The organism is Alicyclobacillus sacchari, from assembly GCF_004366795.1.
Taxonomy (GTDB): domain Bacteria; phylum Bacillota; class Bacilli; order Alicyclobacillales; family Alicyclobacillaceae; genus Alicyclobacillus; species Alicyclobacillus sacchari.
The window spans coordinates 15,294-35,164 of record NZ_SORF01000014.1; the positions used below are offsets into that span (position 1 = coordinate 15,294).

General features: G+C 54.1%; 20 protein-coding genes. 11 read left to right on the forward strand and 9 right to left on the reverse strand.

What is annotated here, in order from left to right:
• Positions 1 to 143 precede the first annotated feature (143 nt).
• The 4 genes from C7445_RS12150 to C7445_RS12165 form a co-directional block, all read right to left on the reverse strand.
• A complete protein-coding gene (locus C7445_RS12150; RefSeq protein ID WP_243835168.1) occupies positions 144 to 821 on the reverse strand; it encodes a LutC/YkgG family protein in 678 nt (225 codons plus the stop codon).
• Complete coding sequence (locus tag C7445_RS12155) at positions 814 to 2,244, reverse strand: LutB/LldF family L-lactate oxidation iron-sulfur protein (RefSeq protein ID WP_134160682.1); 1,431 nt, start codon at positions 2,242 to 2,244, stop codon at positions 814 to 816. The genes C7445_RS12150 and C7445_RS12155 overlap by 8 nt, the downstream gene beginning before the upstream one ends.
• A complete protein-coding gene (locus tag C7445_RS12160; protein WP_134160684.1) occupies positions 2,241 to 2,987 on the reverse strand; it encodes a (Fe-S)-binding protein in 747 nt (248 codons plus the stop codon). The genes C7445_RS12155 and C7445_RS12160 overlap by 4 nt, the downstream gene beginning before the upstream one ends.
• A gap of 208 nt (positions 2,988 to 3,195) precedes the next feature.
• Positions 3,196 to 3,627 carry a DUF2243 domain-containing protein gene (locus tag C7445_RS12165; RefSeq protein WP_134160686.1) on the reverse strand — a complete coding sequence of 144 codons (432 nt, stop codon included), beginning with the start codon at positions 3,625 to 3,627 and terminating at the stop codon, positions 3,196 to 3,198.
• A gap of 138 nt (positions 3,628 to 3,765) precedes the next feature.
• Here C7445_RS12165 and C7445_RS12170 point away from each other — a divergent pair, with 138 nt between their 5' ends.
• From C7445_RS12170 to C7445_RS12200, 7 genes are all read left to right on the forward strand, one after another.
• On the forward strand, positions 3,766 to 3,972 hold the full coding sequence (locus C7445_RS12170) for a DUF1657 domain-containing protein (protein WP_058095398.1): 207 nt from the start codon (positions 3,766 to 3,768) through the stop codon (positions 3,970 to 3,972).
• A gap of 66 nt (positions 3,973 to 4,038) precedes the next feature.
• The gene (locus C7445_RS12175; protein WP_134160688.1) at positions 4,039 to 4,899 is read left to right on the forward strand and encodes a DUF421 domain-containing protein; all 861 of its coding nucleotides are present in this window, start codon (positions 4,039 to 4,041) and stop codon (positions 4,897 to 4,899) included.
• An 11-nt stretch (positions 4,900 to 4,910) separates the two neighbouring features.
• The gene (spoVAC, locus tag C7445_RS12180) at positions 4,911 to 5,384 is read left to right on the forward strand and encodes a stage V sporulation protein AC (protein ID WP_134160690.1); all 474 of its coding nucleotides are present in this window, start codon (positions 4,911 to 4,913) and stop codon (positions 5,382 to 5,384) included.
• Between the two features lie 3 nt (positions 5,385 to 5,387).
• Positions 5,388 to 6,416: a stage V sporulation protein AD gene (gene spoVAD, locus C7445_RS12185; protein WP_134160692.1), complete on the forward strand. Its 1,029-nt coding sequence runs from the start codon at positions 5,388 to 5,390 to the stop codon at positions 6,414 to 6,416.
• Entirely contained in the window at positions 6,413 to 6,763 is a 351-nt protein-coding gene (spoVAE, locus tag C7445_RS12190; protein WP_134160694.1) for a stage V sporulation protein AE, read from the forward strand. The genes spoVAD and spoVAE overlap by 4 nt, the downstream gene beginning before the upstream one ends.
• A gap of 144 nt (positions 6,764 to 6,907) precedes the next feature.
• Entirely contained in the window at positions 6,908 to 8,833 is a 1,926-nt protein-coding gene (locus C7445_RS12195; protein ID WP_134160696.1) for an acyltransferase family protein, read from the forward strand.
• A 28-nt stretch (positions 8,834 to 8,861) separates the two neighbouring features.
• Complete coding sequence (locus tag C7445_RS12200) at positions 8,862 to 9,923, forward strand: Ldh family oxidoreductase (protein WP_134160698.1); 1,062 nt, start codon at positions 8,862 to 8,864, stop codon at positions 9,921 to 9,923.
• Between the two features lie 20 nt (positions 9,924 to 9,943).
• On the opposite strand, the gene C7445_RS12205 is transcribed toward C7445_RS12200, so the two are convergent.
• Positions 9,944 to 10,978 carry a glycoside hydrolase family 5 protein gene (locus tag C7445_RS12205; RefSeq protein WP_243835169.1) on the reverse strand — a complete coding sequence of 345 codons (1,035 nt, stop codon included), beginning with the start codon at positions 10,976 to 10,978 and terminating at the stop codon, positions 9,944 to 9,946.
• Between the two features lie 193 nt (positions 10,979 to 11,171).
• On the opposite strand from C7445_RS12205, the gene C7445_RS12210 reads away from it, so the two are divergent.
• On the forward strand, positions 11,172 to 13,019 hold the full coding sequence (locus C7445_RS12210) for a bifunctional diguanylate cyclase/phosphohydrolase (RefSeq protein WP_166669134.1): 1,848 nt from the start codon (positions 11,172 to 11,174) through the stop codon (positions 13,017 to 13,019).
• Between the two features lie 17 nt (positions 13,020 to 13,036).
• On the opposite strand, the gene C7445_RS12215 is transcribed toward C7445_RS12210, so the two are convergent.
• Together C7445_RS12215 and C7445_RS12220 are read right to left on the reverse strand one after the other, a co-directional pair.
• Positions 13,037 to 13,837 carry an SGNH/GDSL hydrolase family protein gene (locus tag C7445_RS12215; protein WP_134160702.1) on the reverse strand — a complete coding sequence of 267 codons (801 nt, stop codon included), beginning with the start codon at positions 13,835 to 13,837 and terminating at the stop codon, positions 13,037 to 13,039.
• Between the two features lie 88 nt (positions 13,838 to 13,925).
• Positions 13,926 to 14,750 carry an SGNH/GDSL hydrolase family protein gene (locus C7445_RS12220; RefSeq protein ID WP_134160704.1) on the reverse strand — a complete coding sequence of 275 codons (825 nt, stop codon included), beginning with the start codon at positions 14,748 to 14,750 and terminating at the stop codon, positions 13,926 to 13,928.
• A gap of 321 nt (positions 14,751 to 15,071) precedes the next feature.
• On the opposite strand from C7445_RS12220, the gene C7445_RS12225 reads away from it, so the two are divergent.
• Together C7445_RS12225 and C7445_RS12230 are read left to right on the forward strand one after the other, a co-directional pair.
• On the forward strand, positions 15,072 to 16,220 hold the full coding sequence (locus C7445_RS12225; RefSeq protein WP_279586218.1) for an acyltransferase: 1,149 nt from the start codon (positions 15,072 to 15,074) through the stop codon (positions 16,218 to 16,220).
• A gap of 87 nt (positions 16,221 to 16,307) precedes the next feature.
• Positions 16,308 to 17,843, forward strand: coding sequence for an AMP-binding protein (locus C7445_RS12230; protein WP_134160708.1), 1,536 nt, complete (start codon positions 16,308 to 16,310; stop codon positions 17,841 to 17,843).
• A gap of 4 nt (positions 17,844 to 17,847) precedes the next feature.
• On the opposite strand, the gene C7445_RS12235 is transcribed toward C7445_RS12230, so the two are convergent.
• Positions 17,848 to 18,324 carry a hypothetical protein gene (locus C7445_RS12235; RefSeq protein WP_134160710.1) on the reverse strand — a complete coding sequence of 159 codons (477 nt, stop codon included), beginning with the start codon at positions 18,322 to 18,324 and terminating at the stop codon, positions 17,848 to 17,850.
• Positions 18,325 to 18,502: 178 nt separating this feature from the next.
• Here C7445_RS12235 and C7445_RS12240 point away from each other — a divergent pair, with 178 nt between their 5' ends.
• Positions 18,503 to 19,471 (forward strand): peptidyl-prolyl cis-trans isomerase, encoded by a 969-nt coding sequence (locus tag C7445_RS12240; RefSeq protein ID WP_243835171.1) that lies wholly within the window; start codon positions 18,503 to 18,505, stop codon positions 19,469 to 19,471.
• A gap of 86 nt (positions 19,472 to 19,557) precedes the next feature.
• Here the strand turns inward: C7445_RS12240 and C7445_RS12245 are convergent, their stop codons facing one another.
• A complete protein-coding gene (locus C7445_RS12245) occupies positions 19,558 to 19,767 on the reverse strand; it encodes a DUF378 domain-containing protein (RefSeq protein WP_134160712.1) in 210 nt (69 codons plus the stop codon).
• Positions 19,768 to 19,871 lie beyond the last annotated feature (104 nt).

Genomic DNA, 19,871 nt, shown 5'->3' on the forward strand with positions numbered 1-19,871 from the left:
TGTCATATAAACAATTTAAGAAAAACGCGGCGTTCCGTTGCACCGCGTTTTTTTAGTGTAAGTGGCAGACAGCCCACAGCCGGATTGATAGGACAGGAGTCTATACGTTACGCGGGCTGGCTCAATACCAGTTGCCTCGCCCGTCATTCCAGATCCGTTAACATGAGTGCCATCACGCGTGCCGGTCCATGCACGCCGATAGTCTGGTCGTTTTCGATGTCCGATGACCTGCTGGCACCGCTGATAAAGTGATTCGATGCGGCAATCTCACCCTGCCCATGCGCTTGTACCAGTCGCTGTAATGCATCGCCAAGGCTTTGTACCAGTTGTGACTCGCGGAGTATGACGACGTGGATAAGCGGGATCTGGTGGACGGTCCGGCCTGACTGTGGCCCGCTGGCTATGACGATTGTCCCGGTGTCGGCGATGGCGCACGAGCAACCGGTGATGCCGACATGGATATGGTCAAATGCGCGTCTATCGGTTTGCTCTTCCCAACGTAAAGCATGCCAATGTTCAAGTACATCCTCCACATCGATCGGCCAAGGCGCTCGCTTACCCCACGCACCGATTTTATCGGACCCAATGTCGTTCAGCACACGTTCAAGTCCCGCGCGAAGTTCGTGAACGCTCGCATATTGTTCGATCTCGCCCGCAAGCCCTGTGAATTTCTCGATAAATGACGCAGTTCGAGACGCCTGTGTAGATGGCCGATCCGTCCAACATGCAGGTACGCCGATGGCCGTTCGAGGTGAAGGCGGATCGCCAGGCACACGTCCGAGTGGTTTGGCAATTCGTTCGAGAAATGTTGTTTTATCCACGCCCATTCCCCTTTCTCACAAGCTCGGGCCAAAGTTCGCGGAAAGTGCGTTTAGGCAGGGCAGGAAAGTCGCGGCTCGTCGTCCATCCGGCTACGGGGCCAATCTTGGCCCGGATGTAGCCATCATGTGCGAGGGGGAATTGCAGCCTTCTCGCGATCCGGATCGTCGTCTGATAGCGTCCGGCGTTCCCGAACACTTGCCGAAATGCCCGGAACGCTGCTTTTTCCGCTGGTTTCACATGGCCTGTCGCCACCAATCGCTGGCGCTCGCGTACCAGCATGTCATGTAGTGGAATCTTCACCGGGCATGCCTCGTAGCAAGCCCCGCAAAGACTTGACGCGTATGGCAGGTCTTGATACGTTTCGCCGTCGTTTAAGAGTGGGGAAAGTACAGCGCCGATAGGACCCGGGTAAACCGATCCGTAGGCATGCCCGCCAATCTGGCGATAGACTGGGCAAACGTTCAGGCAGGCACCACATCGAATGCAATGGAGAATGGCTTGAAAATCTGGATCGCCAAGTTGGCGTGACCGGCCATTGTCAAGAATGATCACATGCATCTCTTCTGCACCGTCAGCCTCGTTGTCGCGCCGCGGGCCGGTGACAATAGACATGTACGTAATCACGTTTTGGCCTGTCGCGCTTTTAGGCAAAAGGTGCGCGAACACCTCGAGATCGGACATCGTGGGTAGAACCCGTTCCATGCCCATGAGGACGATGTGGGTCTTCGGCATGTTCATCACGAGATCGGCGTTGCCTTCGTTTGTAAACAGCGCTATCGAACCGGTTTCCGCAATGCCGAAGTTGCAGCCCGTGATTCCGATGTCGGCAGTCAAGTACTCTTGCCGCAGTCTTCTGCGGGCGAAAGCCGCAAGATCACGCGTTTCGGTCGTGAGTTGTTCACCGCTTTCGGCCTCAAACAGGTCGCGGATTTGTTCGCGGTTTTTGTGAATGGCCGGGATGATAATGTGAGACGGCGTCTCTCCGGCCAGTTGGATGATGTACTCACCGAGATCGGTCTCGACGACTTGGACGCCCATCTCCTCGAGGTGGTGGTTTAGATGGATTTCCTCGGTCACCATGGACTTGGATTTTACGGCGCGCTTGGCGCTTTTCGCAGCGGCGATCTCCCGCACGATGTAGCTCGCTTCTTCACCGGTAGCGGCGAAGTGAACGTGTGCGCCGTGCGCTTCCAAATGTCTGGCGAATTGATCCAGGTAATAGTCGAGATGGGCGATGGTGTGTTGGCGGATCTGTTGTCCGCGCTCGCGCCATGCTTCCCAGTTACCAAATTCGCCAGTCACGGCTTGCTTTTTGTTGCGCAGGCGATCTGTCGTAAAATGTACGGCTTTCCGCAAGAAGTCGTCCGCCAGCGCCTGCTGCGCGCGATCGTGCACGTTGGATGAGCTGTGAGGGGTGCTCATGCGTTCACCGCCTTTCCAAGTTGCATGCCTTCCATCAGGAGTTCTGCCAGGTGCATCACGCGCACTGCACGATTGGTGCGGCGCAGTCGGCCGCCAATGTTCATCAGGCATCCCATGTCCGTGCCAACCAAGACTTCTGCATCGGTCCTTGCAACGTTTTCTGCCTTTTCGTCGACCATCGCGCCTGAAATTTCACCCATTTTCACGGCAAACGTCCCCCCGAAGCCACAGCAATCCGTCGCGTAGGGGAGCTCGACGATCTCGATGTCGTGCACGCCTTGCAGTAACTGCATGGGCTCATCCTTGACGCCAAGCAGCCGCGATCCGTGGCAGGATGGGTGATATGTCACCCGATGCGGAAAACGGGCCCCCAGATCCGTGATCTGCAATTGCTTGACCATAAATTGCGAGAACTCGTAGGTTTTGTTTGCCAAGTCCACAGCAGCCTGATGTAGTTGCGGATCGTTGGCAAACAACTGGGGATAGTAGTGATGGATCATACCGACACAGGAACCGGATGGACTCACAACGACATCGCTGTCCCGGAATGCGCGCAGGAGTGTCATGCCGACGTCTCGAGCTTCATCCGTGTATCCGCTGTTGAATGCAGGCTGCCCACAGCATGTCTGTTGAGGCGGGAATGAGACATCACAGCCGCATTCCTGCAGTATGCGGGTCAATGAAACACCGACGTTTGGAAAGACGCTGTCGACGACACAAGTGATAAACAAGCTGACTTTCATCGAGCAACCCTCCAAGCAACTCACAAAACATCTAAAAGACCAGAGAGAAAAGGGCCTTGTCGTACATTTCGAATGTTTGCTGCTGATTTGGGATAACGCTTTCATCCTTCATCATAACGCAAAATGCTAAAGAATGTTTTGAAACTTGAATGCAAACGCATCATAGCAAATAAACAGGCACAAATCAACGTAAACAAAAATCCGTTAGTCAATCGGTTGTCAGGCTGTGCATGCGCAAGAGCCCGATGCCGAGAATGAGCAACAAACAGGCGACGAGATCGAACGCGATGTCATACTGAATTTGCATTGGGCCGGGCCGAACATGATGAATTTGCAGAATGTGATGATCAATGACTCCCTCAAGCAGATTGAAAACCCCGCCTCCGAGTAGGAGGGCGCCCCAAAACCGACGGTTGCGCAGGGTTTTATCGCTCGCCCCATCCTGCCAGAGGACGAAGGTACCCGCCACCATCAAGGCCGTGGTTACAACATGTAACAACCCATCACTGACGATCTGATCATGCCGGTTTGTCCACATGTATGTACTGTGCCATTGCAATAGTTGGTGAAATACAATGCCGTCCAGCATACCCGTGAGTCCCATACCAAACAAAAGCGCGCCAAGTCGCGTACGTTCCATGTGTATCCTCCTCATGGTGCTCATGGCAAGTATGAGCGGCTTCGTCGCGCGGTATACACGAATTTCCACGCACCCTGTCGCATATGGGCACGACGCGGACGGAACATTACACTCATCACGCATGGAGGTGATTTGCCAATGACCATTGCACAGCAGGTCAAGACGACGTTGGCGAGTTTGAAGAGTGCGCAAGCGAATCTTGAATCGTTTGCCCTCGCGACCCAAAACAAGCAGGCAAAACAGGTCTATACGCAGGCTGCGCAAACGACGCAGTCGGTTGTGGATCAGCTGCAGCAGCGCGTGGGCCAGCTCGAAAAGGAAGAGCCGACGTACAAAGGTTTCTAAAATCGCAAAAATACAACGCAAATGTAGCCAGGAGGCATTGCCTCCTGGCTCAAAGGGGTTATCGAAGTGCCGGAATGGGTTCACATCATTATTCGGACGCTCATATCGTTTTGTGCCATGTTTGTATTTGCAAGACTGATTGGAAAGCGTCAGCTGTCGCAAATTACATTTTTTGAATACATAGTCGGTATCGCCATTGGCGACATGGCGTCGATTATTCCTGACGAGCTGGATTCTCCTTTGTATCACGGCCTATTGCCAATGGCGGTTTATACGATCCTGCCTATTGCGCTTAGTTGGGTGGCATTAAAAAGTAAATCGGCTCGTGATTTTCTGGAAGGTCATGCGCGGGTTTTAATTCGGGACGGAAAAATTTTAGAGGACAACCTCAAGAAAGAGCGTATGTCCACGGACGAGTTGCTTGAGCATCTTCGAAGCAAAAATGTGTTCAAAGTTGCGGACGTCGAATTTGCACTCATGGAGTCAAATGGTACGGTTAACGTCTTGTTGAAGTCCGAACAGCAGCCATTGACACCGAAACGGATGGGGTGGCAGGTACCACCGGAAGTCGAGCCTCAAGCCGTGATTATGGACGGAGAAATTATGGATGAGGCGTTGGCGACGATCGGATTTAATCGGGCATGGCTGAAGGCGGAGTTAGACAAGCAAGGGGTTGCCGTTGAAAACGTCTTTTTGGCGCAGGTAGATGCCACCGGCCAACTGTATATCGATGTATACGAGGATAAACTAAAAATCCCTGAACCGCAGACCATGCCGCTGACGAACATCGCGCTGAAAAAAGCGCAGGCTGATCTGGAGTCGTTTGCACTTGCGACCAACGACGCGCGGGCAAAACGCATGTATACGGAAGCTGCCAAACGCATACAGCAAGTGATTGACCAGGTTGGGCCATACCTGACTCGCTAGGGGGGACGGCGATGGCAAATCAAAAATTGAAAAAAGCCACACCCACGATGCAGCGATATCAGCAGTTTGCCAAAGCGCGTGAACCCGCGCGACCGATTTTGCGCAATTTCGCCGTGGCGTTTCTCGTAGGCGGCTTGATTTGCGTATTGGGACAAGCAATACAGGATCTGTTTGTGCATGTGTTCGGGTTTAGCCAAAAGGACGCTGCGAATCCGACTGTGGCCGTACTGATTGCATTGACCGCCCTGGCCACGGGAGTGGGCGCGTTTGACAAGTTTGCCCGCTGGGCAGGAGCAGGGACGGCTGTGCCGGTGACCGGATTTGCAAACTCGATGGTCTCTGCTGCGATGGAATACCGCACAGAGGGCTACGTGCTGGGCGTAGCTGGGAACATGTTCAAGCTGGCCGGATCCGTCATTGTTTGGGGCGTCGTCTCCGCGTTTTTCATCGGACTCATTCGGACGCTTTTAGTCATAGGGAGGTAAACCATGCTTGTTGGATATCAGAGTTGGGCATTTCCAAGCAACCCCATGATTTTGTCCACAGCCGTGATCGGTGGACCTATGGAGGGGAGAGGACCGCTAGCGGACGAGTTTGATCTTTTGCATAGCGATCTGCGGATGCAACAAAAAAGCTGGGAGCAGGCGGAGCGCATGTTGCTCGATGAGACATGTGCAAAGGCAATTGAAAAAGCGGGACTATCCAAAGACAACATCACATTTTTTATTGCAGGGGATCTGATGAATCAAATTATCTCATCCTCCTTTGCAGCACGCACATTGTCGATGCCCTACTTGGGTATTTTTGGCGCTTGCTCGACGTCTATGGAGGGGCTGGCGTTGGCCTCTCTTATGATTGACGCCGATTCCGCCCGATACGTGATGACAGGTACGGTTAGCCACAATGCGGCTGCCGAGAAGCATTATCGTTACCCGACCGAATATGGCGCACAAAAGCCTCCCACCGCCCAGTGGACGGTGACGGCGGGTGGGGCGGCGATTGTTACGGCGAACGACGGTTCGGGCAATCATCCTATCGTGACCCGGGCTACGGTCGGGCGCGTGATCGATATGGGGCTAACCGACCCGTTTAACATGGGGGCGGCCATGGCGCCTGCCGCGTTCGACACATTGGTGAGTCATTTTCGCGACTTCGATCTCGCGTACGACTACTATGACTTGATTATCACCGGAGATTTGGGGAAAGTGGGCCACCGCATTCTGCTTGATCTTTGTGAACAACATGATGTACCGGTTCCGCGAGATCGGTTCAAAGACGCAGGCATGATGGTCTATGGAGATATACCAGATGTATGGTCTGGCGGCAGTGGGTGTGGGTGTTCCGCCTCTGTTGCGTACGGTTATGTTCAGCGCCAATTGCGTGAGGGGAGGGTGAACAGGGTGCTCATGGTGGCAACTGGCGCATTGTTATCGCCGATTTCATACCAGCAGAAGGAGACGATTCCTTGTATTGCACATGCGGCAGCAATGGAACGTGGCGAGGGGAGAAAATCATGATTTATTTGTGGGCATTTCTTGTGGGTGGGTTTATTTGTTTGATTGGACAATTTCTTATGGACGTCGTCAAGTTGCCACCAGCCAATGTCGTTTCCTCACTCGTCGTCGCGGGAGCCGTCGTTAGTGGATTTAACCTATACGAGCCGCTTGTCCGATTTGCTGGCGCTGGTGCGACGGTGCCCATTACCTCGTTTGGTAACGCGTTAGTGCAAGGAGCCATTGCGGAAGGCAAAGTGCATGGTCTGCTTGGGGTCATCACTGGCATATTTGAGTTAACGAGCGCCGGTGTTTCAGCCGCGATCGTCTTTGCATTTTTGGCTGCTGTCATTTTTCGCCCAAAGGGGTGATTGAGAAACCAATCGGATCGAAATTGAAAGGTAAAGGATTTGTCCATAGAATTTCCATGAAACATCAAGCCCACGAGAATCGTCAGCTAGGTATAATCTTAGAGGGAATTCGACACGAACAGCGCCGACAGGGGGAGTTTCGACATGCCGAAGCCAATGGGTGGCAACGGCCGCTATATGCCAGGTCTCGACGGCTTGCGGGCACTCGCAGTGCTCGCTGTTATTGCGTACCATCTAAATCTCAGCTGGGCCCCCGGCGGTCTGTTGGGTGTGCAAGTCTTTTTTGTCTTGTCGGGCTATCTAATTACGGATTTATTAATTGCACAATGGAAGCGAAATGGACGAATTCTGCTCGGGGACTTTTGGTTGCGCCGCGCGAGACGATTGTTGCCGGCCATGTTCTCCATGCTCGTGGCCGTCATGGCTTGGGTGTGGTTCGAGGATCGAACGCAGTTCACGCAATTTCGGCAGGATGCAATTGCGTCGATTTGCTACGTGAGCAATTGGTGGTTTATCTTTCATAAGGTATCCTACTTCGCCAGCTTTGGGCGTCAGACACCGCTCGGCCACCTGTGGTCGCTGGCGGTTGAAGAGCAGTTTTACTTGATATGGCCACTTGTGCTGATACTCGGTCTACGATTTTTGCGTCGGCGCGGTAGTATGCTCATTGCGACGTTGGCACTTGCGCTCGTGTCCGCTCTCTGGATGGGTATCTTGTACCAGCCTGGCCTCGATCCCAGCCGCGTTTACTATGGCACCGATACGAGGGCGTTCGGCCTGCTGATAGGTGCATCTGTGGCATTTGTCTGGCCAAGTAGTCAATTTTCGCGCGGTCTTACGGTGTCGGTGCGGCGCTGGCTCGACGTTGTTGGCTTTCTGGCTTTGCTCTGCATCCTATGGATGATTTGGCAGACCAATGAGTACGAGAATTTTTTGTATCGCGGCGGATTGTTCCTCCTGTCCATAGCGACGGCCGTTCTCGTGGCCTGTCTCGCCCATCCGGATACGCGTTTGGGCCGTTTGTTCGGTATGCAGCCGTTACGCTGGCTCGGTGTTCGTTCCTATGGTATCTATTTGTGGCACTTTCCGATCATCGTATTGACCACTCCGCTGATGGATGCGAACCAGTTTAACGGTGGTCGAGCCGCGGCGCAGGTTTTGGCGAGCATCGTGATCGCGGCTTTGTCGTGGCGGCTGTTGGAAGAGCCGATCCGCCGTCTCGGCAGGCGCAAACATGTCGGTGCGCCGGATAGAACAGTGCGTGTACGTCGACGTCATCCTGGCAGATGGGCGTTTGCAGGGAGTGCTGCGGCCGTCGTCGTGCTCTTTTGCGCAGGCATGACGGCATATGCCCCAACGGTTGTCGCGACTTTGGGTAATGATGTGCGTGAACTGGATCACCAAGGCGGACCGCAAACGGATACAGATGGAACGCACCCGGTGAAATCTACCGTCGGGAATGGCGCGAGCGGTTCGGGGAAAGCTATCAATCGTGCTCCGCATAGTAGCACAGGAGCAGGCACAGCGATTGAGAAAACCACGGTCGATACCACCGGACATGAAAAGGCGCAGCCGATTTCGGCAAAAGCTCCAAAAACAGAAAGCGGTGTCGGTGTCAGCGCGATCGGCGATTCCGTCATGGTCGATGCTACTCCGTATTTGCAGAAGTTACTTCCAGGTATCGTGTGCGACGGCATGGTGGGCAGGCAGATGTATCAAGCGCCGGAGGCGGTTGCACAGCTCAAGGCTAAAGGTGAACTGGGCGATATCGTCATTATCGAGTTAGGCACCAATGGTCCGTTTAGCAAATCACAACTCGTCTCGTTGCTGCAGTCGCTTGGCCCAGTGAAACGCATTATTCTGGTGAATACACGCGTTCCCCGACCTTGGCAAAACGTGGTCAATCAAACGTTGGCGCAGGTTGCGCAGACGTTTCCGCATACGGAGTTGGTCGATTGGTATCAGGCGAGTGCGGGGCATAGCGCATACTTTTATGAGGACGGGGTGCACTTGAACCCACAGGGAGCCGCCTTTTATGCGTCACTGCTGGCCAAAGCGGTCGAGCAATGAGCCGATGTGGCACAGGAGATGATGCAGGTTGCAGTTGTCCGTGTCGCCGATTGCGTTGCGGCACTTTGCTCGCGCGTGTTTTTCGGCAGTTGGCGTTGTACAAGACGATGCGGATTGGGCAGCCACAGCGATGGTTGAAGCTGATTTGCAGGGGTTGAGCACGCATGGCACCATGCGCCTCAAAGCCTACATCGAGGGGTTACAACGCGGTAAAATCAATCCTCGACCGCAGATGGTATGGAAACGAACAGGGCCGGTGACTGCCATCCTTGATGGCGACAATGCCCTTGGCTGTGTCAGCGCGAAACAGGCCGCCAATTTCGCGGTCGATCTCGCGCGCAAGGCAGGTCTGGGTGCCGTGGCGGTGTATCGGGGAAACCACGTGGGAGCACTCTCTCTGTACGCAGAATGGGCGACACATTATGGAGTGATAGGGCTCTGCTGTTGTAACACGTATCCCGCTGTTCCACCCACGGGTGGACGTAAGCCGTTTTTTGGGACCAATCCCATTGCATTCGCGGCTCCGACGAATGCCGAATACTCGCTTTCCATCGATCTCGCGACAAGCGTCGTGGCCCGCGGTCATATCATTCAGGCGGCGCGGCGCGGTGAAGCAATTCCGGAGGGCTGGGCGGTGGACTGTGAAGGACGTGCCACCGTTGATCCCAAGGCAGCCTTGGCGGGTTCCCTTTTGCCGATGGCAGGTGCAAAAGGCTATGCTCTTGCGATGATGATCGAAGTATTGGCAGGGGTATTATCGGGTGCACGCGTTGGGGATGACGTGGGATCCATGTTTGGGACGGATGATGAGCCTCCTGGAAACGGATTCTTTTACTTGGCGATTCATCCTGAACACTTTGTCGGTCAAGGGGTTTTTTTGGAACGCATACAGACACTGATCGACGATGTGCACGATATTCCCTTGGCAGAAGGCAGTGAACGGATATATGTCCCTGGAGAACGGCGATTTCTCACCAAGCAGCGTCGGCGCGCAGAAGGGATTCCGATTTCTCGGGAGGTCTGGGACGACTTTATGGCGCTTGCGCAAGCTTTGGATGTGAACCTGCCCGAATACACACAGGCCCGGTGATCCTCACCGGGCCTGGATGTTCAATGAGCACTGACGATTCGTACCAATTCAGGATACACCACGCGCCCTGCCTTGTTGACTAAACCAAAGTTCATTTCCTTATAAGACCAGCAAGCCCTGCCAATCCCCAAGTTTCTGAGTAACTCGACGATATCCCGGTGCCAACCGATGCGACTGGTCAAAGGCGCCTCGTCGATCACGCCATATTCTCCACAGTAAAGCTGATGGCCGGATCGTTCCATAAACTCTACAGCCGGTTGCAGATAATGCTGCAACAACGCCTTGTCCATGAACGTGCCCGCCAAGTCGTTTTCGCCACCTCCGAATTCGGGATGGCTGTCGAGAAATTCAGCCAGACCCGGAAAGCGACCCGGATAGTTGATGGTCTGGTTGTATAACTTCGCGGCTTCCGACCAGCTTGCCTTTTGGTGTGTAAATAAGTGCGGCTTATAGAAATGGAAGGTGTAGACAATGCGGTTGTCGTTTGGCACGAGCTCGATATGGCGCAGTTCGTCAATGGAGTTGTAGTGATTGCCGCCATACACAATGATACGTTCGGGATCGATCTCGCGAATGGCACGAATGGTTCGGTGCGCCAATCGATTCCAGCGCTCACTCGTGGCATCGACCACTTCATTCATCAGTTCAAACCACAGTTGATCCCGCGTGCCTCGATACCGTTTTGTGAGCATTTCCCAAATAGCGATAAATCGTTGTTGATCCGATTCATCGTCAAACAGCGTATTCGTGTCAAGGGTTCCAAAGCTGTAGCCGGGGGCTCGATGCAAGTCGAGCACGAGGCCCAACCCATGTTTTTGACACCATTCCAAGCAATTGTCAATATAGTGTAGGCCTTCTTCAAGGTAGATGCCTGGATGCAGATCGCTTTCAATAACCGGGTAGTCGAGGGGCAAGCGCACGTGATCCATGCCCCAGGACGCAATACGCGTGATGTCCTCTTCGCGGATGAAGGTATCAAAATGCTCTTTGCTTGCTTGCCAGTATTGCGAGATCCATCCCCCAAGGTTGACGCCAGACATAAATGTTGAGGGCATGAACGCACTTCCTTTCCCATGGAGAACCAAGGTTGAATGTTCAGATGATAGCGTTTACAACTACAATACCACACGCCCGCGTAAAATGGGCACCGCCATTGGCAAAGTTGCTTATCTATCATATAATTCGGGAACAAGTCAAGTTGAAATGCGGTTTTGTGGACTATCCGGCCGCTCGCTGGGAGGGCTGGGCATGCACGACTTCGGTCGCCGCCGACGACCTTTGTTCTGGTTCATGGTTGCCATTGTAATCGTCGGCAATGTGCTCATCTTAGACAATATCATCGATGCGTTGCACATTCACCGCATGGCGGATCCCGTGGCCTATTTCGAATTGATGATCATATCGATGTTGATTGCGCCATGGGTCGTGAAAATGCCGAGTGGTGCATCGTGGCGCCCAGGACTTCCGTTTTTGATGCTGAGTATTTTTATGGCCGACCCCGTGTTCACGGCGCTTGTCGCGTTGCCGAGCCTGACGTTGATCACAGCGCGTGAGCGGGCAAGGTGGTGGAAGTACCCACAGACGTACGCGCATGTCGGCCTCGGTCTCTATGTTGCTGCGCAGGTCTACTGGCGGTTGGATGTAGCCTTGCACCAGATCATGTGTGGCCAGGCCTTAGCTGCGTTGCTAGCCCTCGCTGTTCATCTCGCTGTCAATCGCTTGATATCGGCCGTTATCGTAGCACTGCGAGAAGGGCGTACGCTATGGGAACAGATTGACAAAGTGGTTCGCGAGTTGCACTGGGGATATTTCAGTACATACCTGATGATCCTGATGGTCTCCCTGATACCGCAGGATTTGCGCGCCATTGGTATTGCCCTCGCGGCCGTGCTTCAGCTTTCCAGCTTCGCTGCGGTCGCAAGGTACACAAGAATCGAGAAGTTGCAGAAGTCCCTGACGACAGACGGATTAACCGGGGCGGAGAACCGCTACGCATGGGAGTGGCTGTGCAGTCATTCTGCCGATGCTCCGTTTGCCGGCTGCGTGGCCGTGATCGATCTCGACAACTTTAAGCTCATCAACGATAAATATGGGCACTTCAAAGGAGATCAAATTCTGCAGGCGCTTGCCGAAGCGTTAGGACAAACCCTTCCAGGATCGGCGAGACTGTTTCGCGTCGGCGGAGACGAATGGGTGGTTGTCGACATGCGTGAGGTAAATCCGTCCATGCTTGTCGAATCTGTGCGTAGGGCGGAGGCGCAGCTGGCCGTGGCGGCCAAACCAGGCGATCCGCTTGTCGAGCTGAGCGTGGGCGTCGCGGCCGGACCTGCCGACGGGACGGAACTCCAGGCGCTATTTCGCGTGGCTGATGCACGCATGTACGAATCGAAGCGAGCGCGTCGAGTATCGATGATCGGGATTGACGTCACGGTTCCGGAATCCGTATTGAGCTTGGTGGTCGCCATCGAATCGAAAGACGCCTATACAGCCGGCCATAGCTTGCGCGTTGCGTTTTACGCGCTGCGCCTGGCCGAATCGTTGAACGTGGATTCGCAAGGGCGCAAAGCGGTGTATCGAGCCGGCCTTGTGCACGATGTTGGCAAAATTGCCATACCGGATGGTGTTTTGAACAAGCCGGATCGCCTAGAGCCTGAAGAGATGCTCATCATTCGTCAACATCCGGAGATTGGTCACAGCATGTGCGCGAAGCTGGCGTTTCGGGAGGAGGAACTTCAGGTCATTCGGCATCATCACGAACGATGGGATGGCGGGGGCTATCCGGACGGTTTGGCGGGGGAAGAGATTCCGTTGTTCGCGCGGATTACGGCGGTGGTCGATGTGTATGACGCCCTGACGTCGGCGAGATCGTACCGTCGCGCCTGGACGCATCAGGAAGCGATTTCCTATCTCGCGGACAATCGGGGGCTTGCGTTCGATCCGGCGTGTGTAGATGCGTGGCTCCACCTATGCAAAGACGGCCCACTGCATGAGCAGTTTCCGGATTGGGTGGGAAGCGGCGGGATCGACATGCTCTCGCGTTACACGATGGTGCAATCGGCGAAAGAAGCCGGGGCGGCCCAATCGGTTCATGCATAGAACCGATGGCCGCCTTTTTACTGGGAGCTCGCCGCACTTGACTTTTCACTTTTGACAAATTGAGTTGCCAAATCGCTTGCCAGTAACTCGCCAGCAAGTTCATGGCCAAGTGTGTTGGGATGCCAGGCGTCTGCGCTGTATTGATCAATCGATTGGTGGTGTGAGGCGATGTACTGCTTCATCTGTGCAAATAGATCGAACACATATACATGCTGGCTGTGAAAGCTCTTGGCGATCGAAACCTCGATGTGAATCAAGTTGGCCTCGGATGCGATGTCATGTCCATAGGAAGCCCCCGTCGGCGGCGGCGTCACGACAATCACATCTGCATGGGCCTGCAGAGCAAGCTGAATTTCCTCTTGAATAGCCTTTTGAAAAGCTGGTATGGGCGTTTTGTTGGCAATGTCGTCCAGCATCCCCCACGATATGACGACCACGCGCGGTCGCACTGCCGAGAGGAAGCCAGGATATTTGGGAGCCATCTGCGTCGGGCCGTCGCCTTCAATGGATTTATTCACAAATGCAAAGGAGACAGGGCCTTCGTCGGACAATGTTTGGAACGCTCGGGCCAGATAACCGCCGCCTGTTTTGTCGTCCCATCCATGCGCGACCGATCCGCCCACCGCCATCACGGTTACGGGCTGCGCAGTTGGACCTGTGAACGCTGGTTTTGGGTTGGACGTTGTCGCTGGCGTCGTATGTACATGTGTCGAGGGTGCAGCCTGTTGCGAAGTACCACAACCGGTCAACGACGCGCAGACAAGTCCTACCAGCATAGCTGTGGAGGCCGTGAAGCGTGCTGCGTGCTTATGCTTCATTGGTTTCGTCCCATCTGTCAAATTTCCATCTATTATACCGCGCTGGTCGGAAATCGATCTTCGTTTTCGGCACAAAATGTTGTACGATTTACGCGGTTGTCGTCTGTGCGCTTTTCGATGGAATGAAGACAGGGGACGAAACGGGGAACTTGGACATCATGTCGCGGACGAGCAATTGGGCAGCCAAGGCATGGCCGCTTGCGTTAGGGTGCCAACCGTCGCCCATGTACGGCACGATGCTCTCGTGGTGAGCCGACAGATACCGCTTCATTTGATCGAATACGTTAAATACGTACACGTTTGGACTGTGGAAGCCCTCCGCGACTGTGATCTCGCTGTTCATTAGATTTTGTTGTGCAACGCGATACGTCGTATAGGAGGCTTTTGAGACAGGTGTCGTGACGAGCATCACGCCTGCGTGGTGCGCAAGTGCCTCGCTAATTTGCCAGCGAATCTGATCGTCGTATACGGGCAACGGTGTTTTTTGCGCCAAGTCATCGAGTCCACCCCATGCGATCACGACGAAATCAGGCTGGTAGGTGTCGAGCCAGTCGACGTATGAATCGCGGATGGTCAGAACCCCGCGGCCTGGTTCCGCCTTGTCGATGACCTGGTAGGTCGTTGGTGTCAGTACGGACATGGCGTCAAACGCGCGTTGAAGGTAGCCTCCTTCTTGGGGGTTATCCTTCCATCCTCGAGCGACAGACGATCCGATGACGAGGACGCGTACGTCCTGGGGGTTATCGGCGTCAGCAGGTACCGTTGTATTCGATTCGGAAGGCGCTGATGGGAGGGATGCCGGCGCATGCTCCGGCGTCACTGGTTCGGCAGCATGCACAAGATGCATGGGGGTCAGTATCGCAAAGGCGATTAGGCCGCTGGTCAATGCCCATTTCCGAAACGGAATCTTCATACTCTGGTGCCTCCTGCGCAAGGGGTTCGCGCTTAGGTTACCTATCCTAAGCGTTAGATTGACACAACTGTCTCAAATTCGGATTAAAATTGTTCTTTTGAGTCGAAAGTTTGCTTTGAAGATGTCAATTGTCCTTGCCCGCACATTGTATTGTGGCATGTGGACGTGGATCGCATGTAAACTTGGTGTATTGCTTTTGATAAAACTTTGAGGTTTTTCAACGGCAATTCAATGTCCATTCCATATACTCGATTTGTCACACGTGTCGGCAGGCGGAAGGAGGGGGTTTATCTGAAAAAGCCACATCTATATGAAATAGATCTGATGCGTGCTTGTATTATTTTGGGCGTTATCTGTGTGCATATCTTGTCTGGGTTTAACGTCACAACGTCAGCGAATTCAGGCTTGAATATTGCGTCCGGCATTCTCATCATGACGTTTCACTTTACCCGTGAAGCCTTTATGTTCATCACCGGCCTCGTCTTGTTTTACACATATTACGACCGTTCGTTTTCGGTCTTGTCCTTTTGGCGGAAGCGACTGCTCCTGATTGCTATTCCGTATGTCGCGTGGACCACGATTTACATTCTGTTCGAGGGCACGTATCTGACCAAGTTTCAATGGACGCGTTCTTATTTGACGCATGAGTTTGTGGGCGGATTGCTGACAGCGAATCAGTTCTTCATGTACTTTTTGCTGGTGTCCATGCAGCTGTACGTCCTGTTTCCTTTGATGGTGCGCTTTATGCGGCGCTACGAGCGTTTCCATCTATGGATTTTCGCATTCAGTTTTGCGATTGAAGTCGGTATTATGGTTTGGAATCAGGCGTCACTGCAATTTATCAATATTTATCAGCTACCCACTTGGCTTGGAGATCTCGTCCGCTATCGGGATCGCATTATTTTCACGTATGAATTCTGGTTTGTGGCGGGCGCACTGATGGCAATTCACTACACCAAGATCAAGGTCTGGGCGCTCGGCCATACGCGCATGGTTGTGTCGGTACTCTGTGGCTTTTGGCTCGCGCTGTTCGGATTCTACTTTCTCAATCGTTTTGTATTTGATCTCGTCGGTCAGCGCGTTCTCGACACCTTGCAGCCGATCATGGTGCCATACAGTTTCGTTGTCGCACTCGTTCTCTGGTTGATCGGCTTAAAGTGGCATAGCGTGAGCAAAGAGCCGAATATGCGTGCGCTGAGCAAGGTGATTCGCTTCTTTGGGGGCGTGAGCTTTGGGATCTTCTTGATCCATCCCATCGCGCTGCACTTTGTCGACAAGTTGAGTCAGCTTGTGCATGGGCCGCTGGGCGTACATTTTGCGTTGCTCCCGCTGTGGATTGCCATGACGTATGTATTGTCGGGCCTGGCGGCGTATTGCATCGGCAAGATTCCGTATATCGGATACATCGTCGGCGAAAAGGCGAATTGGCCGCGCGTGCAAAAGAGCCGAACGGTATCGAACGCCGTTTGATCCGACTTCGACTGTGTGCCCGGTGTAATCCGGTAAGATCCACTGAATTCACATTTGCCCCAGGCAAATCGAACGAGGTGTTACACCATGTCAAGACTACTACGAGCTTTGGATCAGGCGCTGCAAAACGGCGGCGCGCCACGAATTTTTGACGTAGGCCGTTGGCACGACGGCCATCAACTCAAGGCTGACGTCGAGGCGGCCAGAGCAGCCCTATTGCGGATAGGCGTTGTCCCTGGAGCACAAGTGATGGTTGCCGTGCCGAACTCGTATGCGTTTGTCGTGGCCTATCTCGCTTGTCTGTATCACGGTGCAGTGATCGTACCGGTCAATCCGGAGACCCCTGCTGCCGAGTTGTCCCGCGTCATGGAGCGGTTCGCAGCGCAGGCGGCGCTTGTTGTAAAGGACACGAGCGACGCCTGGGCTGGCGAACTCGAAGCCTCCGGCTTCGTACAGTGCGAAGTCAATCATACAGACCGTCTATCTCAGCTTTTGGTTCAATCTTGGTATTCACAAAAAATGCAGCCCATCGAAAGCCAAGCTGAGGCGCCCTCGGATGATACACCGGCTGTCCTCATGTTCACGTCTGGCACCACCGGCAAACCCAAAGGTGTGTTGCTGAAGCATCGGCATTTATTCGCGGCCGCAAACAACGTGATCGGCAGTCACGCATTGACGGAACGAGATGTAGCTTATTGCATTCTGCCGCTGTTTCATATCAACGCACAGGTGATTGTACTCCTCTCGACACTCGTGTCAGGTGGCCGCGTGGTGATGTGTGACAAGTTTCACGCGTCGTCGTTCTGGGGGGATATTCAGCGTCACGGCGTCACCTGGGTGTCGTGTGTGCCAACCATTCTCTCGATTCTTACGAAGCTGAGCGTACAGAAGGAAGCGGCAAAGAGCCTGCGCTTTTTCCGATCCGCATCAGCACCGCTGACGCCAGCCATTGGAGCGCGAATTGAGGCGATGTACGATGTTCCTGTCATTGAGTCATATGGGATGACGGAGGCCGCAGGGCAAATTTGCGTCAATCCTCTTCCCCCTGGCAGCCGCAAATCCGGATCGGTCGGTAGGCCTTACGGTCTGTCGCTGAGAATTGTCGATGCGGAGCACCGGCCCTTGCCGGCCTATGAATTGGGCGAGATTGCGATCCGCGGCAACAACGTGATTGAGGCATATGTAGGGCTCGCACCTTCACCTGACGAAGGCTACGGCGAGGGATGGATATACACGGGCGATCTCGGTTATCAGGACGAGGATGGGTATGTGTATATCACCGGTCGCGCGAAGGAAATTATCAATCGAGCTGGAGAAAAGCTCAGTCCGCGTGAAATTGAGGACGTGCTGAATGCGCATGAGGACGTGGCGAGATCGGCCGTCGTAGGGTTGCCTGACGCGATGTATGGGGAGCGCGTCGTCGCTTGGGTCGTGCCGCAGGATCCGGATCGGGTGCAGGCGGAGGCCTTGCGCGAGAGTTTACATGAACTCTGCGCAACCCATTTGGCGAAGTACAAGTGCCCGTCGCAAATCGTGATCGCGCGATCGCTTCCAGTCAACGCGACGGGGAAAGTACAAAAGCACATCTTGCGCGAGATTGAACCGCGCGATATGCTGGCATAGTCGTTCAGAACCACGTCTGGGGCGGACGGGGCGGAGACTGTTCGGGAGAGTTAAGCGGCTTTGCGTTGACTCTTTCCGGGTTATCCGCCTCGGTTCGGAGAGCCTCTATCTTCCGATTCACATCCTCCATAGCAGCGCCAATGCTCTCCAGTTGTCGCTGCATGGCGGCGAGTTCCTCCAGTCGCCGATTTGCCTCTTTCAGTTCCCTGTACAGTTGGGCAGTCGTATTGGGCGCTACCGTCGGCTTGCGAGAAGGGCGCACTGGCGGTTTGGATGGCGGCTTTCGAACTGTCGATGCTTCGCTTACTTTGTTTTTTCGTGCGGTTGCTGGCTGACGAAGCGATTGGCGACGATTGTTTTTGTCAGGATTAGCCATGACGGTTTGTTCATTCGGTTGTGCTTTCACTGTGCGTTCTGCCTCGTAATATGCGCGCAAAAGCATGGGCAGCCAGCGCAGCCGTTCCAGTCTCATTCGCCTCATACGTCTCCCTCCTCTGTACACCCTATGCAGAGTCCACGTATGTTGCATGGGCCGCTATCGCCTGTCGAAACGCAGTTACTTGAATTTTGGAGCTTTCAGATAGGACAAGCTTCAAGCAAATTTGGAACAAGGTTTGTTACAGTATTGGCGATGAATGGTCAGTCTGAGGAGGACGTAGATGAATAACACAAGGAAGTGGATTTCTCCAGTCATCGGTGCGGCCGCTGGTGCGGTAATCGTCGGTGGCGTCTGGTTTGGCACATATATCTTTCATGGGTCCGGCTCGGTGGTGGCGATGGTAGGGGGGAAACCTATCACACGTTCGGCGTTGCTGGCGGAGACGCAGGCGTATGCAGGAGCATCCATGCTTGAAGAGCTTATCTCCAACCAATTGATTGAAGACGCGGCTGCGAACAAGAAGATTACGGTTTCGCAATCGGAAGTCAATCAGCAATTGGCTGCGTTGGAGGCTCAAAATGGCATTACCTCGGATTCTGAATTGGCGTCGGTTCTGGCTCAGAACCACATGACGAAGGCACAATTGCTTGATCAAATCCGGGTTTCGGTGCTGGAGCAGAAGCTGGCTGAATCCAAAGTCAACGTGACAGACGAAGAAATTCAAAATTACTACAAGCAGAACAAGGCCTCTTTTACGGTGCCAGAAACGCGTGCGTTGTCCGATATTGTCGTGCCGACGAAGGCGAAGGCTGAGCAGATCGAAACCGAATTGAGCCAGGGCAAGTCGTTTGCGGAACTCGCCAAGCAGTATTCGACCGACTCGTCGACCAAGTCGAAGGGCGGCGCGATGGGGACATTCTCGCAGGCAGAACTCGCGGCGTCGCAACCTGCCATCGCGACGGCCGCCTTCAAGTTGGACAAGGGGCAAGTGAGTCAACCCATTGAGGTAAGCGGCAGTTATGAGCTGATCCAGTGCACCGCTGTGAACCCGCCGCATACGCCGACACTGGCGGAGGAACGTGCCACCATTGTTCAGGACATCAAGCAACAGAACGCGGAGAGCGAGCCGCAGTTGGTCGCTCAGCTCGTAAAGTCGGACAAGGTTGACATTTTAGATCCCAGCTATTCGAGCGTCTTGACTCAATTGGAGAATCCATCTTCCACGACTTCGTCTTCGGCGAGTTACTAAGCGAAGCCACAGGGCCGCCGAAGTGAAAGGGCTGTTCCAACGCCCGTGTTGGAACAGCCCTTATGTGGCTTACTGCAAGGTGGTGGTTAGGCTCTCGGCGTTTGGCTCTTCGCAAGCACCGAGAATAATTGCCACAGTGCTCCCAGGCCTACCACGCCATAGACGAAGCGCGACAGAGTGGTGGTTCCAAACAGCGCGTCAACCACGTTCAGGTTCGCAAAGCCGATGAGTCCCCAGTTCAGGCCCCCGATGATGATGAGCGCCCAAGCGATCCAATCGATCGCGTTCCAACGCATGGATACATCCCCCCAACTACTTTCGAAGCCGTACATGCTTAGCGTGATCGAGACCGTTCGTTTGTATGCAATGGGAATCCTCGGATAGCACGACTTGGCTATGG